Below are 14920 nucleotides of genomic sequence, written 5' to 3' on the forward strand. Positions count from 1 at the left end.
CCTGGTTCGGGTTGTGTCTATCGGCGGAGGCTGCCCAGGAACCTGGGCAGCCATCGGGCGACCTCGTCGGCGCTCCGGCCTATCCAGTCCCTGTGGGAGGACTTCATCCGGGCGAGGAACTGCCGGTTGGAGAGCGTCCGCTCGACGCGCCTGACGACGTCCTCGATGCTCTCGTCCCACATGTCCCGGTCCTCGACGATGGCCTCGTCGATGTAGCGCGCGAGCCTCTCCCTGTCGAGGTCCTTCCTGTGCCCGATGTAGTACATGTCGTAGAGGTCGCGGAAGCGCGTGCTGCGGATGCCGTGGTGGAGCAGGGACTTGAGCTTCTCCGCGAACACCTGCTCCTTCGAGTTCGCGAGCAGGCAGACGCCCTCCTGCCAGTGCGCCACGTCGAACCACAGCTCGTCCTGCTCCATCGCGGCGCTCGCGTGGACCCCCAGGTCGAGCTTGGTGCCGAACGTGCTGCGGCCGTCGCTGATCTTGAGGTTGACGCGCCTCCCCTTGTAGTCCTGCTGCGACAGCTCCTCTATCTCGCCGGCGATGCGGACGGTGATGCCGTCACCGAGGTTCGAGAGGGCGGACACGAAGGAGCGGATGGAGGAGTCGGTCGTCGGGTACCGCACGAAGTCGAGGTCTATGTCCTGGGTCGCGCGGCGGCTGCTCCCCGACAGCGCGCACATCAGGACCCCTCCCTTGACCGTTACTCGGTCGCGCATGCTCGACGCCGCCAGCTTCGAGAGGATCACGTCCTGGCAGACGCGCGCGGTCGCGTTGAGACGGGAGTGGCCCTCCTCGCGCTCGTAGCGTGCCCTCATCTCGCTCAGGTCCATCAGAATACCTCCTGCATGGCGCGCTCGAGGTGCGCCTCGCCGCGCGGGATCGCCTCCGCGTAGTCCTGCAGCCTGTATATGTCCAGCCGCTCCGACCGCCTGCGGAACGAGGCGACGGCCTCCCTGTAGAGGTCGTAGGGCAACTTGTTGCGCGAGCGCATGAGCTCGAGGAGCATGCGCTCGGGGTCGTAGGCGGCCAGCTCGGTCCCGTCCACCGAGACGGTCGACCTCCCGACGCCCAGCCACTCCTCCGGAATGAAGTGCTGGCGCACGGCGGCGTCGCGGATCTTGGTCCCCCCGCGCTTCGTGGCCAGGTCGATCCGGTCGGGCGGCGCGGTCACGAGGCCGTGGGCGTAGAGGGCGGTCTGCCCGGTCAGGATGCCGCCGGGGTACCGCTTCGCGATCACGGCGAGGGCGTCCTCGTCCCTGCTGGTCGAGTACATCCCCCGGCCGACGGGGTGGAGCGCCCCTTCCGACACCGCCTTCCGAACGCGGTACCTGCTCCCGAGCTCCGCGAGCGCCTCCCGGTAGGTGATTACCACGCTGTTCCTCCTTGAAAACCACAAGAGCCTACATCTGATGATAATTGTAGGTCTTTGTGGCTTTTCTGGGAAGCCCGGCATCCCGCCCGGGCGCCGGGGCGGCCTCACGCGCCCCTCGTCATGACGGTGATCCGGCTCCTGTCGATGGCGATGGGCGCGCCCGCCCCGCGCTGGATCTCCAGGAGCTCGGCGGCCGAGGAGACCGTGACCCGCCACTCCTCGACCCAGGCGGCGCGGCCGTCGCGCACGACCTCGCGCTCGTCGGTCTTGTGCGTGAGCGGGGAGAGGTCCTTGAGGAGCTTGCGCTGCTCGTGCCGCTTCCACCCGAGCTCGGGCACTGTCACCTCGTCGGGGTTGGCGAACCCGCTCTCCAGCTCGCGGCGGTAGTCCTCGAGCGCCCGCCCCGCGTCCGACTTGGCGCCGCAGACCGTCCTCTTCGGGGATCGGATGTGCTTCCCCGTGGCGGGGCCTTTCCCCAGATGGTGCCTTATCCTGCAGACCTCGCCCCGCTCGATCTCCCCGATCTCGCCGCAGCCTGTGACCTTCGGCATGGCCGCCCCCTTTTCTCCTGCGTGTTCCGCGCGGCCCTGTCCGTCGGGGCCCCTCGGAACCCCTCCTCGGCGCGAATTGTATCAGGGGGGGGGGTTGTTAGACGGGGTGAACGGAATAAGGGGGGTCGGGGGGATTTTGCCGAACTACGCGGTTTCGTGCAATTGCACGCAGATTGTGGAAATTGACACACATCCACAAATGACCAAACTGTATTACTTGTTTAGTCGCTCATAACCCGGAGGTCGTAGGTTCAAATCCTGCCCCCGCGACCAAAATTTATCGCCTGAACTGGTAAAACAGTTCAGGCGTTTTCTTTTATCTGCCGCCGAAAACGAGCAAGCGTGTAGGTATCCGTGTATGTATCGGCGAAAAGCGAGAATGTTGGCATATAAGCCTGGAAAGATTGGCTGAGCTGTCTTAAACAAGCTTTTGGCGGTTCAATCTGAGGTGTTCGAGTCTTTGGTTGGAAGGACGTCGAATTCGAAAAGCTCCGGGAAGCTAACACCGTAGAGCCTCGTCATCGCATGAAGAGTGCTGAGCTTCGGCGCACGCTTGCCCTGCTCGATGTAGCCAACAGACACCCGGTCCATTCCCAGAATTTCACCCGTTCGCTCCTGCGAAAGGCCGCACTCCTTGCGTCGCGCCTGGAGATGCCTGCCGAGCCTTCTTTTAAATATGTAAAAGTCTTCGTTTTCCATGACGGAAACGCTAACTGCGAGTTAGCACAAAATCCACAAACAGAGAGTTTGCAATAAAGAAAAGATGGCATAAAATGAAAACTATAAGTTTGCTTATCAATCGATCTATCTACCGAAAAGGAGAGCACGTGGAAAGACAGATGAGGGGGTTCAAGTTGCTATTATCAGGCGCTCTTGTCGCGGTGTTGGCGCTTGGCTCGATCGTTCCGATGGCACCTGCTTATGCCGATGAGGCGGTTGCTATCGCTGCGGCGCCGGAGGTACGTGGTGACGCCGAGGGCGGAGACGGCAGCAACGAGAGCTGTGAGCACCTTGCCGGTGAGTGGCAGGCGATGCTCGTTAACAGCAAGACAAACGAGGTCGATGAGTTTTTCGCAATCAATCTCGTCGGTGATGCAAACGCCAAGCTTCGTATCAATCCGGATAATGCGGCTGCGCCCTCTCTGAGCCTTTCCGAAGGCACGCTTATCGTCGAGGGCGGTTTGGGAATCGACTGGAGCAACGACGCGTATCTCGGGCCTTATGGGTGGGTCAGCGGCTACCAAATGGGCAATATTCCCTTGCGTGTTCCCGAGGGGAAGAAGCTCGCCTCCCTCACGTTGACCATCATCTCGGTCGACGAGAGCGGGTACGTCTCGAGGGCGGTGCTCACCCCGGTGTACGCGCTGTCTGACACCGTCGGTGCCGTTGTGACCGACAAGAACGCCCCGATGGACATCCCGTTGCTCAACCCGACCACCGGAGAGCCCGATGACATCTTCTCCGCCACTGGCATCCTGGACGGCGCAAACGTGCCCGAGGGTGCGCACGTCTACCTGGCGCCGGGTGTGCGCGGCGACTGGATGGAGGACGGCGTCATCACCGTTGCAACGTTTGCCTGCAGTCTCGTGGTGAACGGCCAGACGGTGACGGACGATTTCGGCACGATTACGCTGACCATTCCCGCTTGCTTCGATAAGCAGCTGGCCGACGGTAAGGTTCGCACGGTGACTGTGGAGACCTCCGAGGGTGAGAAGTGGAGCGATTCCATCAAGATGACCGAGGACGCGACCCTCACTGCGACCATGACAAAATATGGGTCCGAACTCGGCAGGTTCGAGGTTACGGTAGCTGTTGGTGACGTGGTCGATGACGGCTCGCAGGGCGGCGCCCCCGCCCCGCAGCCTCCGACCGTCGAGGCCCCGGCCGTCTCCGGCGGCACGGGCATCACGGCCTCCGGCGCGCTCTCCGGCGCGAACATCCCCGAGGGCGCCCAGGTCGCGCTGAGCGCGGCCGAGCTCTCCGCGGGCGACGCCGACTACGACAGGCTCGTCGCGGCCATGGGCGCGGGCGAGCTCGCGGGAGTGTACGAGGTCTCGATGTTCGTGAACGGCTCCGAGGTCCACGACGGCTTCGGCGAGCTGACGCTCACCATGCCCGTCGATGAGGCATATAACGGACATTGGGTGACCGTTTGGCACCTCCATGCGGACGGCTCCATCACCTCCGAGCGCGTTGTCGCCGAGAATGGCGGCGTGACCTTCACGGTGTCCGATCTCTCCACCTTTGCGTTAGAAATCGGCGAGCTTGCGGAGGACGGCGGTTCCGAGGTATCGACTGAGGACAAACTCCCCCAGACGGGAGACTCCACTGCGATCCTTGGCATTCTTGCTGTTTCCGGTGCGGCGCTGTCCGGTGCGGGCGCATTCATTTCACGCCGTAAGAACGGTATTCGCTAAGTCAACAGCCTATCTATCGAAGCGGAAACGGAAGGCGCGGCCCGATCAGGCCGCGCCTTCCGTTCGGGCGCCCTACCGGCAAGTTGTATGGGCGGGTTCAGAACCTTCGCCCGATGGCCGCAGCGAATCGAGAGAAGCGGGCGCGTAGGAGCGCTGAGCTCCGGAGTGCGCTTGCCTTGCCTGGCATGAATCGCGGTTGTGCGATCCATGCCAGGCATCTTGCTTGCGCGTTCTTGCGAATGGGCGCATACCTTGTGCCGCACCTATGCGCACGGGCGTCTCCTCGTGTCTGAGCTCCCTGTGGCTGGCCTTGTCAAGAACGTCCGCCAGCGTGCGGCTGCCGACAGCTGCACGCTGGCGAGTGCGAGGCGCCTTTTGAGGAAGGCCTTCGAGGTCTTGCCGAGCACGTCTGTGAGCAAGCGCCTGTGCTCGGGGAGCACCCGATCGAGCGCGACGATGACCCGGCGTTTCAGGTTGACCCGCTTTCGGTCGTGGATTGGCCGAGCCTTGTCGCCTGCCGAAGCGAGAAAAGCCTCTCGTTGGCGAGCCTACTCGGAGCGAAGTCCCCGTAGCGCGGTGTCCCAGCGATGAAGGTGGAGCCGACGACGTCGATCTCTACCTCGACGAGGTTTTGAGGCGGCTCATGGCGTCGGTGCACGGTAAATTGGCGATCACGACGAAGCCTCGCTCCTTCAGGTGCGGAGGCAGGCCATCCGGTAGCGGCTGGTGGCCTCCATGTCGACGAGGATGCCGGACTCGTCATCGGAGAGTGCGTCCAGGTGCATGACGCGCTTCTCGAATCCCGACGGGGAGTTATCGAGCGCCATGGGCTAAGAGGGCGAGCGCTCACGTTCATCCATGGCGTCGACCGGGAATGCCGACGGGCTATTCAGAATCCTTTCGTTTCTTTCGTGCCCTAAAGGATAAGCTGGCGTGCAGCAGGTTTGAGCTTAAGCATCGGGCGGCATGTCGGCATCGGCTGATACAAAAAGCAAGGCGGCCGCTTTCGCAGACCGCCTTGCTTTCGGAGATAGGGTTTCTGGCTTCCCGCTCGTGCGCTATCGCTTGCTCCTGCGTGTTGCTGCTGCGACGCTCAGGGCGACGACGGCACCGCTTGCCAGCGCAGACATCGCCGCTGCCGTTGCCGTATCGCCAGCAGAGGGCAGCGCTTGCGTATCGTTTGGTTGCTGGGGTAGAGGCTGGGGTTGCTGGGGCTGGCTGTCGGTGGCGGGAGGGGTGATGCCGCTCGGGGCGGTGACGGTGAGCGGCGCGCTCTCCAGGGAGGCGAAGCTGCCGCTCTCGTCGGAGGCCTTGAGGCGGAACGCGTAAGTCCCCGGATCAAGCTGCGCCACCCATGCGCCTTCCGCGTCCTGCGTGAGCGGGGCCGGCCCCCACGAGGCGGCCCCGCGCGCGGGCGCCTGCCCGGACGTCGCCGCCATCTCGTAGAGGCCGGCGGCCGCGGCCGCCGGGTCGAACCCGGCGATCACGCCTTGCTGGCCGGGCTCGGAGGGCTGCGACGCGACTCGGAGCTCCACGGAGGGGCGCGACGGCACCCGGATCTCCTTGGCGTAGCCGTTGTGGTTGTCGTCCCCCCGGATGGAGAGGGCGACCGCATGCTCCTCGCCCGGCGCGCTCCACGCCGGGGCGTCCAGGGCTTCGGTCAGGCTGACGGTCGCGCTCCCCGTGCCGGCCGCGACCTCGAGCGACACCCCGTCGGCCGTCGCCTCAACCGAGCCCGCGTCCTCGCCGGTCAAGACGATCAGCTCGTCCTGGTAGTCGATCGCGGGGTCGCCGACCTGGTAGTCGGCCTTGTCGACGACGAGCTCGACGACGACCTGGGCCCCGGAGTATTCGTGCTCGTCGTCTTCCGCGGGCGCCAAGGTGGCCCGCACCTCGTACGAGCCGGCGTTCGTCGGCAGGCCGGCCGTCCACTCCTCGCTAGGTTCCGCGCCGGCAGCCCGATGCTCGTAGCTCATCCTCTCCTCGTCGCCCTCGAGGGAGTTGCCCTGCCCGCGCGTGATGGTCGGCTTGAGCGTCACGGGATCGCCGGTGTACACCTTGCGAAGGTCGGAGGGGTCAAACTTGATGCCGCTCGGGGCGGTGACGGTGAGCGGCGCGCTCTCCAGGGAGGCGAAGCTGCCGCTCTCGTCGGAGGCCTTGAGGCGGAACGCGTAAGTCCCCGGATCAAGCTGCGCCACCCATGCGCCTTCCGCGTCCTGCGTGAGCGGGGCCGGCCCCCACGAGGCGGCCCCGCGCGCGGGCGCCTGCCCGGACGTCGCCGCCATCTCGTAGAGGCCGGCGGCCGCGGCCGCCGGGTCGAACCCGGCGATCACGCCTTGCTGGCCGGGCTCGGAGGGCTGCGACGCGACTCGGAGCTCCACGGAGGGGCGCGACGGCACCCGGATCTCCTTGGCGTAGCCGTTGTGGTTGTCGTCCCCCCGGATGGAGAGGGCGACCGCATGCTCCTCGCCCGGCGCGCTCCACGCCGGGGCGTCCAGGGCTTCGGTCAGGCTGACGGTCGCGCTCCCCGTGCCGGCCGCGACCTCGAGCGACACCCCGTCGGCCGTCGCCTCAACCGAGCCCGCGTCCTCGCCGGTCAAGACGATCAGCTCGTCCTGGTAGTCGATCGCGGGGTCGCCGACCTGGTAGTCGGCCTTGTCGACGACGAGCTCGACGACGACCTGGGCCCCGGAGTATTCGTGCTCGTCGTCTTCCGCGGGCGCCAAGGTGGCCCGCACCTCGTACGAGCCGGCGTTCGTCGGCAGGCCGGCCGTCCACTCCTCGCTAGGTTCCGCGCCGGCAGCCCGATGCTCGTAGCTCATCCTCTCCTCGTCGCCCTCGAGGGAGTTGCCCTGCCCGCGCGTGATGGTCGGCTTGAGCGTCACGGGATCGCCGGTGTACACCTTGCGAAGGTCGGAGGGGTCAAACTTGATGCCGCTCGGGGCGGTGGGTTTCGAATTTGTTTTGAAGGTTGCGTTCAGCGTGCCGCCGTCGCGCCATATCCGGATTGGACCGGAGCCTTGCGTTCCTTCGGGGTTTTCATACTCAATAGGAGTGTTTTCATCGACCACAAATTCCCCTATGACGCTCGTCCAGGGGACGCTTGCGGTGTATTCGGTTTCATAGTCTGCCGTTTCGTCAGGGTCTGCTGGAGTCGGCTTCCAGGTGAGTCCCGTCGGCACGTAAAATTTCTGTGCCTTATCGGCGTTGTCTGAACCTTGCATGTAAAACAACGCCTCGACCATTATATTGCCCTCCTTAGGCAGCTTTTCCCCTGCACGGGGGGAGGCGAAAGACAGTCCGAGAGTTTTAAGAGGGGTTCTTTTTATGAGCTTGTACCTGCCGGAGACTTCGCCATCGTCCTCGGCTCTCGGCAAGCTGTGATGAAGGGTGATGCTTGCATCCTGCGCGCTTTGGTACACCCATACTCCATCGATTTTGAGGAAATCGTCATCGGCATCAAATATGTCGTTCGTGAAGTACAGGCTATCGCTGTTAAAAGATATCGCAGTCAGGTTGTTGCATCCGGAGAACATCTCTTCCATGTTGGGCGCTTCCGCGTCTGCTCCGATTGACATGTTGCCAAGATCGACTTCCCATAACTTCGCGCAGTCCTTGAACATGCGCGAAACATTTGTCGGTTTGACGGGGTTGTCTGACCAGTCAGGATCGAAAATCGTGACGGATTCCAGCTGCGAGCAGCCCTCAAACATGGAACTGCAGTTCGCAGTACCCGTCATGTTCAATTGGGTGAGGTTGTCGACCTTGGTGAGCTTGGGACAGTTCTTGAAAAGTCCCGACATGTCATTCACGTGGGCAGAGTTCCAGCCTTCGCAATCAACGTCCAGCAGGTTTGGGCAGTCTGCAAACCATTCGCTCACAGAGGTGACGTATCCTCCGGAATAGCCCGGTTTCAGATCATCGAATTTAATATGCTCGACCACACTCGATATTGGTGGCTGCCCATTTTGGGAGTGCTTCCAAGGAGCTGCTGAGGGGTCGGAGTTGTTATCCCCTACGTGCTGGGAAAACACTCCAACCCACTATACAACAAAACCGCAGGTAAAACCGCAAATCGCCCTTCACTTCGCACCGAAAGAAAACGCTCCATCGGGGATTCCTCTTGACAGAATTCTTTACTGCCAAGAGCCCCCGAGGGGCACGGTAGCGAAGAAGGGAAGATCCAACATGACGAACGATACCAAGTGGGAAGAGCTTCGGCAAGCCGAGGAAATGGCTTACTTCAAGGCGGATATCTGCCTGTACTCGCCCGAGAGCTACAGCCTGGACGAGAAGAAGGAGATCTGCAATGAGATGATGGCCACCAGCAAGGCCACGCTCGATGCGATGCGCGAGGACTTCCAGAGCTGCCCGCCCGAGTTCCGCGCCAAGCTGCTTGACATGCTGTGCCAGTCTGATGTTGAGACTCCGGAATGGTGGTGGCAGGTGCTCGTGGGTGACGGAGATCCGCTGTACCGCGAGCTGGAGCCGCTCAGCTAGTCAGAACCCACACAGCAAGCAAGAAGGCCGTCTATCATGCGATAGGCGGCCTTCCGCGTTACTTGTCCTCGTAAGCCCTCCGGATGTCGTCGTACATCTCGAAGAGCGGTATGAGCGGCAGCAGGATAAGCATCAGCAGCAGGCTGGCCGCGATTCCCAGGAGCCAGCCCACCTGCTCGCTGAGCCACCGAAGCTTCGACCTCATGACAGCATCTCGTTCACGCGTCGCTGCACGATCGAGTAGTAGGAGCCCAGGCGCCGCTTCCGTTCCTCGCCGTTGCCGTAGTCGCCCCGGATTACCGCGCGCGCCATGGCGTCGACGTCCATGGAGGTCGTGCCCGCGCCGGAGGCACCGAGGATCTCGTTCACGCGCTTCTGCACGGCAGAGTACCTGTCGCCCAGGCGCCGCTTTCTCTCGTCGCCGTTTTCGAACTCGCCGGCGATGACGCGCCGCGCGAGGGCGTCCACGTCGTAGGAGGAAGAGGACGAGCCGCCCGAGAGGATCCGGTTGACCTCCGCCTGGACCTCGTCGTACCGGCTGCCAAGCGCGGCCCTTCGAGCATCGCCATTGCCGAAATCGCCTGCGATGACCCTCGCCGCAAGCTCTGACACGTCGCCGGAGGGCGCACCAGAGCCGGTAGGGGTTGACGCGCCCCCGGTGTCGGCCTTGCCGTTGTAGTGGAGGATGCCGTCCCAGCTGCCGGGATAGTAGTCGTGGATCCAGCTCTCGCGCCCGGTCTGGTCGCCCGGCTCGCCATCGATGCCGCCGGTCTCGCTGATGCTGAACTCGCCCAGGAGGTCGGCCGTGCCGTCGTTGCGGATGCACATGGCCGTGTGGTGCTCCTCTTCGAGGTAGATGTCGCCGCGCGAGGCGTTGAAGCTCATCGGCTTCCACGAGAAGAGGCCAGAGCCCACGAACATCTCGCGCATGCCGCCGGTCCAGTTGTACCGGGTGATCAGGCCGTCGTAGGGAGAGCCCGCGAGCGCCAGCTCCCAGGCCTCGCACACCGCACTGGAGCAGTCGCGGTCGCCCTTGGTCACCTTGATCGTGCCCGCGTCGGTCTTCACGTTGCAGTGCCCAGAGGTACCATGCCGTCCTGGCTGCGAGTACCCGTGCTCCGCGCACGTGCAGAGGTGCTCCATGATCTGCGCCGCCACGTTCGCCCTGCTGATCGCCACTTCCTTCACCTCCTTGGTGCCAGCGGAGGCGCCGGCAACCGCGCAGAGCCCCCGCCAGTCGTCCTTGGTGCCGTAGAAGAGGTCGAGGTCCAGGTGCCCGCCGTATCCGGGGATGCGACCCGTGCCGGTGTACTGGAAGATGAGAGGATCCTTCCAAGCCCCGAAGTCCCAGCCGTCGGTCCATGGCTCGGATAAGAAGCCCGTCTCCTCGTAGTTGGGGTACTGCGCCACCCACAGCGGGTACGTCTTGGCCACGCTCGACCAGTCGTAGGAGAAGAGCACGCTCTTGCTCGTGTAGATGCCGGGCGTCACGCCGGTCTTCGCCTTGACCCTTTCCAGCCACGTCTTCGCCCAGGATGGCCCCAGGTTCAGCGCGTCCGCCTCCCAGTCCAGGAACGGGATCGCCTTGCCGGTATAGGGCTTGAAGGCAGAAATGAAGTGGTCAGCCTCGGACTCAGCCGAGCCCTCGTACCCATGGTCACGCGCGTAGTGGTAGCAGCCCAGGAGCTTTCCGGCCGCCAGCGTCTCGTCGGCGTGCCGGCGGAAGCACTCGTTTGAGTAGCCTGCGCCGCCGGTCGCCTTCACGATCACGAAGTCGCAGCTCCCCATGGCCGAGACGACCAGGTCGTCCTGCCAGGAGCTGATGTCGATGCCGTTAAGCCCCACGGATCTCACCCCTCGGGATCTCCGGCTTGTCGCCGTCGCCTCCGCCGAGAGCCGCCATGACCGGCGAGAGGATCGCCATCACGAACGCCACGACCAGTGCCCGCAGCGTCGGGTCCAGGATCGCGTAGCCCAGGATCAGGTCGATGTTGGCGATTACCACGCCCAAAACCCCCTGCACGATCGTCCGCGCCAGCCTCCACTGCCACTCGTTGCTTGCCAGAAACTCGCTCATCTCATGCCACCTTCCCCTTGATCTCCTCGATGTCGTGCTTCGCCACGGCCATATCCTGCTCGAGCCGGTAGGTGCGCTCCAGGACCTGGTTGTGCTTCTCGACCTTTGCCGTGAGGGCGTCCAGCTTGACCTCCATGACGGCCCTGCTCTTCGAGTTGGAGAGGATCACCCCGACGAGGGTCACCACCCCCGTGATGCACGCGACGATGATTGACTCCATAAAGAACTGCCTCCCGAGATCGACTGTTGTCCTCGGGAGGCAGTGTCCAACCTTGTCACAACTTGCTAGGCAGCCGTCAGATACCCCGGCGTGCTCGCCGTGTCGATCCGCATGTACGTGTAGTTCGTGTTCGAGCTAGACCATGCGGTCCCGTTGCCGCCGACAAGCGAGCGGCAGTTGTAGAAGCACTGCATGCCGCTGATGCCGCTCGAAGGCAGCGCCCAGCTCGAATCCGCGTAGATCGTCGTCAGGCTGCTGCACCCCGAGAAGCAGTAGAACAGGTCCGTGAGCGTGGACGGGTCGAAGCCCCGGAAGTCCAGCTCGGTCACCGCGCAGGAGCTGAACGTGTAGCGCATCGAGCCCACGTTGGCCAGGTTGCCGAGGCCCGTGACGGTCGCCAGGTTCGTGCAGCTGTAGAACAGGTAGATCAGGTTCAGAGCGGCGAAGGAGCCCATGTCGCTCGCGAAGTGCACGCTCGTGAGCTGCGGGCGGTTCGTGCTGTCCCAGGGCGTGAAGCCCATGCCCGTGTACTTGCCGATCGCGCAGATCCGCCCCGTGGCCAGGAGCTCGCGCGTGGCGTCCGGCGTCGCGGTCGCCGTGAGCACGGCCTGCCCGTCCGCGTAGAAGTGCCCGTAGAACCACGTGCGGCTGTCCGCGTTGGGGTTCGTGAGCACGCCGCCGGTGCCGAGCTTGCACACGCTGCCCGCGCTCGTCGACGTGGGAACGTAGCCGTCGGTGCCGCCCACCAGGCGGCTGCAGCCGTAGAACATGGAGCCCGAGCTCGTGATGGCGTTCGTGAAGCTCGTGGCGTAGATGGTCTCCAGCTTCCCGCAGCTCGTGAACATCTGCGTGGTCGTCTTCACGCCGGAGAGGTTCTCGAACCCGCGCACCTCGGTGCACTCAGAGAACGAGTTGAACCAGTACGCGCAGTTGGTCAGGCCCAAGGGACCGATGGTGCTGTCTATGTAGACCTTCCTCACCAGCAGCTTGATGGAGTCGTAGGAGCGTGCGCTCGCGGACGAGTACCCATCTGGGTCGACCTCGAAGACCTGCACGATGCGCCCGCCGGTGACCGACGTTCGCCGTTCGTAGTAGTTGATCTCCAGCGTGCCGTCGTCGAGCAGCAGCGCGCGGATCTTGTAGCCCACGTCCCACTCGAGCGCCAGGATGGCGGCCGCCATGTCGCCCGGCTGGTAGAGCGTCGAGAGCCCGTTCTGCCCGCGTATGGCGTCTGCGATGTCCGAGAAGACCGACTCCGGTAGCACGCCCGATTCCAGCTGCATGTAGGGCTGCGCCTGGTAGTTGCCGGCGTCGGTGCCGTCGAGGGCCGCCACCGCAGCGGCCATCTCGCGCGGCTTGTAGAGCGTGGCCACGCCGGCCTGGTATCGGATAGCGTTCGCTATGTCGGTGAGTATGTGTGTGGAAACGGTACCTACGGCCATCAGAACTCCTCTTCTTCGAGGTTGGCAATGGCGGCGATCGCGTCGTCCACGTACTGCTTGGTGGCGTAGGCGGACAGGTCAGGCGTCGTCCCCGCCGGCCCCTGCGGCCCCTGCGGTCCCGTGGCTCCCGTCTCGCCCTTGAGGTTGTGGAAGGCAAATGCGAACGTCCTGGCGGATGCCGTGCCGCCGAGCGTGACGTTCACGGAAGGCGTGCCGGTGGACGAGTCGACGGTGGCCGAGGCGCCGGTGATGGTCGCGTCCGCGCCGTCGTCGCCCGTATCGCCCTTGGGTCCCTGCGGTCCCGTGGCGCCGGTCGCGCCGGTCTCGCCCTGCGGCCCCGTCTCACCCTGGGGGCCGGTCTCGCCCTGGATTCCCTGGATGCCCTGCGGTCCGCGAAGGTCGGCCGAGCTCGTGCCCGACGCGCTCGTGACGGTCAGCACCGAGCCGCTCCACGAGTGCGTGCAGGGGGTGCCGTCGGCGCCGGCAGGCCCCGTCGCGCCCTGCGGTCCCGTGTTGCCGGTGTCTCCCTTCGGTCCCTGCGGGCCAGTGTCGCCGGTATCGCCCTTCTCACCCTGGGGACCCTGCGGCCCAGTCGGACCGGTCGCGCCGGTATCTCCCGTGTCACCCTTCGGCCCTTGCGGTCCCGTGGCGCCAGTCAAGCCCTGGATTCCCTGCGGTCCCTGCTCTCCAGTGTCGCCCTTGGGCCCCTGCGGTCCAGTCGCACCTGTGTCTCCCGTGTCACCCTTGTCGCCTTTCGGACCTGTCAAACCCTGGATGCCCTGCGGTCCCTGATCTCCCGTGTCGCCTTTCGGGCCCTGGGGACCGGTCTCTCCCGTGTCACCCTTGTCGCCCTTCACGCCCTTGGCGACGTCGGCAGTCGTGGTGCCGTTCTTGTCGGTGATCGTGATGGCGCAGCCGCCCTCGGTCTGCGTGACGGTGGCCGTCGGGCTGAAACCGTCCGCGCCGTCGTAGTCGCCGCGCTGCGCCGCCGCCTGGATGGCGGCAGCCACCGCGTTCGCGCTGTCGGCAGCGTCCTCAGCGGCCTCGGCCGCCTCATTGGCGGCATCGGCAGCCTCGTTGGTGATCTCGATAGCGCCCTCGTAGCGCATGATCGTCTCCACGAACAGGGTGAAGCCGTCCTCGCTCTCGGTGCCGCCGATGATCACGGGCTCCACGCGGATCGTGAACGCCCGCGTGCTGATGCTCTTGCCCTCGTGCGTCACCATGAACTGCGCGTCAACGGCACCCTCGGCCTCCTGCATGGCGGCCGGATAGTACACGACGAACTGCCCGAGGGACGCGTCGATCTCCGTCATCGGCTCGCACCCGCGCGTGCCGGCCATCTTGTGCCGCCAGAGGAAGTAGACCTCCGCGCCGGTCAGGTCGGCAACCGCGCCGCCCTGTCGGACGTGCAGCTCAAGGCCGCGCCCGTTCGCATCGGCAGGCGACGCCACCAGGAAGTCGCCCAGCCGCTCGTCGGCCGAGTCCCATATGATCGTGTGAAGTCCGTACCCGTCGAGCATGCCGCCTCCAATCCTCGGGCAAAAGAGTAGGCCCGCGTCACAAGGACGCGGGCCCGACGCTCGTGCGGGATGTGAGCCAGCTGCGGCGCTACTTGCGCACGACGCTGATGCGCTGGCGGATGTGGTCTCCGGACTCGATCTCGTCGACCATGGCTATGGCGTAGTCGGCGTAGCTGATGACGGACTCGCCGGCCTCGTTGAGCGTCAGCTCCTCGCCGGCCAGGGTGTAGGCCCCAGTGCGCTCGCCCTCGGCCTGGAAGTCCGCGGCGGGCGAGATGAAGGTCCAGCTCACGTCATCGCGCCCGCGAAGCCTCTCAAGCTCTTCGCCCTGGGCGGCGGCCAGCGGCTTGAAGGCGTCGGGGAAGTCGGGGCCGTCGGCCACGCACGCGGTGTGCTCGGGGTTCACGTAGAGCGAGCCCGCGCCGCCCACGACGAGCAGGCGCACATCGGTGCCGGAGAGCACGTCGCACAGGTGCTGGCTCGTGGCCACGTGCCCATCTAGGGTCTCGGGCGCCCAGGCGCCGAAGGCGTCGACCACGGCGTCGAAGCCCGCCAGGTCCTCGGCCGTGATGTCCATGATGTCCTTCTGGACGGCCTTCTCGGCGGCCGTCTGGTTCTCTTCGCGCACGAACACGGTCACGTCGTTCCCGCGCTCCACGGCCTCCTTCACGATGAGCTTGCCGGCCCTGCCGTTTGCTGCGACGACTGCGATCTTCTTCATGGTGGTGCCCCTTTCGTAGGTTGTAACCTTAACGCTTACAGCCTGTACTATGCCATGCCGCCGTTGTAATGTCAACGATTACATCAAGGGCGTCCAC

Annotated in this window: 14 protein-coding genes; 2 read left to right on the forward strand and 12 right to left on the reverse strand. The window is 64.7% G+C overall.

Translation table 11 applies throughout. From position 1 onward, the window contains the following. Positions 1-17 precede the first annotated feature (17 nt). The 4 genes from B5F40_RS08810 to B5F40_RS08825 all read right to left on the reverse strand — a co-directional run bounded on the left by B5F40_RS08810 (position 18) and on the right by B5F40_RS08825 (position 2622). The gene (locus B5F40_RS08810) at positions 18-830 is read right to left on the reverse strand and encodes a nucleotidyl transferase AbiEii/AbiGii toxin family protein (RefSeq protein ID WP_087193969.1); all 813 of its coding nucleotides are present in this window, start codon (positions 828-830) and stop codon (positions 18-20) included. Then, entirely contained in the window at positions 830-1372 is a 543-nt protein-coding gene (locus B5F40_RS08815; protein WP_087193970.1) for a type IV toxin-antitoxin system AbiEi family antitoxin domain-containing protein, read from the reverse strand. The genes B5F40_RS08810 and B5F40_RS08815 overlap by 1 nt, the downstream gene beginning before the upstream one ends. A 104-nt stretch (positions 1373-1476) precedes the next feature. Continuing rightward, positions 1477-1923, reverse strand: a complete 447-nt coding sequence (locus B5F40_RS08820) for a hypothetical protein (RefSeq protein ID WP_087193971.1) — start codon at positions 1921-1923, stop codon at positions 1477-1479. 438 nt (positions 1924-2361) lie between these two features. Next, positions 2362-2622: a helix-turn-helix transcriptional regulator gene (locus B5F40_RS08825; protein ID WP_087193972.1), complete on the reverse strand. Its 261-nt coding sequence runs from the start codon at positions 2620-2622 to the stop codon at positions 2362-2364. 128 nt (positions 2623-2750) lie between these two features. Between B5F40_RS08825 and B5F40_RS08830 the strand changes: the two genes are divergently transcribed. Continuing rightward, on the forward strand, positions 2751-4340 hold the full coding sequence (locus tag B5F40_RS08830; RefSeq protein ID WP_140396460.1) for an LPXTG cell wall anchor domain-containing protein: 1590 nt from the start codon (positions 2751-2753) through the stop codon (positions 4338-4340). A gap of 1058 nt (positions 4341-5398) precedes the next feature. Here the strand turns inward: B5F40_RS08830 and B5F40_RS08840 are convergent. Beyond that, positions 5399-8221, reverse strand: a complete 2823-nt coding sequence (locus B5F40_RS08840) for a BspA family leucine-rich repeat surface protein (RefSeq protein WP_162610937.1) — start codon at positions 8219-8221, stop codon at positions 5399-5401. Between the two features lie 307 nt (positions 8222-8528). On the opposite strand from B5F40_RS08840, the gene B5F40_RS08845 reads away from it, so the two are divergent. Beyond that, a complete protein-coding gene (locus B5F40_RS08845; RefSeq protein ID WP_087193976.1) occupies positions 8529-8840 on the forward strand; it encodes a hypothetical protein in 312 nt (103 codons plus the stop codon). Positions 8841-8898: 58 nt separating this feature from the next. On the opposite strand, the gene B5F40_RS16245 is transcribed toward B5F40_RS08845, so the two are convergent. The 7 genes from B5F40_RS16245 to B5F40_RS08885 form a co-directional block, all read right to left on the reverse strand. Further along, positions 8899-9045: a hypothetical protein gene (locus B5F40_RS16245; RefSeq protein WP_162610938.1), complete on the reverse strand. Its 147-nt coding sequence runs from the start codon at positions 9043-9045 to the stop codon at positions 8899-8901. Next, positions 9042-10685 (reverse strand): GH25 family lysozyme, encoded by a 1644-nt coding sequence (locus B5F40_RS15960; protein WP_140396461.1) that lies wholly within the window; start codon positions 10683-10685, stop codon positions 9042-9044. The genes B5F40_RS16245 and B5F40_RS15960 overlap by 4 nt, the downstream gene beginning before the upstream one ends. Beyond that, positions 10675-10917, reverse strand: coding sequence for an alanine racemase (locus tag B5F40_RS08865; RefSeq protein ID WP_087193977.1), 243 nt, complete (start codon positions 10915-10917; stop codon positions 10675-10677). The genes B5F40_RS15960 and B5F40_RS08865 overlap by 11 nt, the downstream gene beginning before the upstream one ends. A gap of 1 nt (position 10918) precedes the next feature. Beyond that, positions 10919-11137: a hypothetical protein gene (locus B5F40_RS08870; protein WP_033506228.1), complete on the reverse strand. Its 219-nt coding sequence runs from the start codon at positions 11135-11137 to the stop codon at positions 10919-10921. Positions 11138-11202: 65 nt separating this feature from the next. Then, positions 11203-12579: a leucine-rich repeat protein gene (locus B5F40_RS08875; RefSeq protein WP_087193978.1), complete on the reverse strand. Its 1377-nt coding sequence runs from the start codon at positions 12577-12579 to the stop codon at positions 11203-11205. Beyond that, positions 12579-14102 carry a BppU family phage baseplate upper protein gene (locus B5F40_RS16825; protein WP_087193979.1) on the reverse strand — a complete coding sequence of 508 codons (1524 nt, stop codon included), beginning with the start codon at positions 14100-14102 and terminating at the stop codon, positions 12579-12581. The genes B5F40_RS08875 and B5F40_RS16825 overlap by 1 nt, the downstream gene beginning before the upstream one ends. An 88-nt stretch (positions 14103-14190) precedes the next feature. Then, entirely contained in the window at positions 14191-14823 is a 633-nt protein-coding gene (locus B5F40_RS08885) for an NAD(P)-dependent oxidoreductase (RefSeq protein ID WP_087193980.1), read from the reverse strand. Positions 14824-14920: the final 97 nt, after the last annotated feature.

This window comes from Gordonibacter sp. An230 (assembly GCF_002159915.1).
GTDB lineage: Bacteria > Actinomycetota > Coriobacteriia > Coriobacteriales > Eggerthellaceae > Rubneribacter.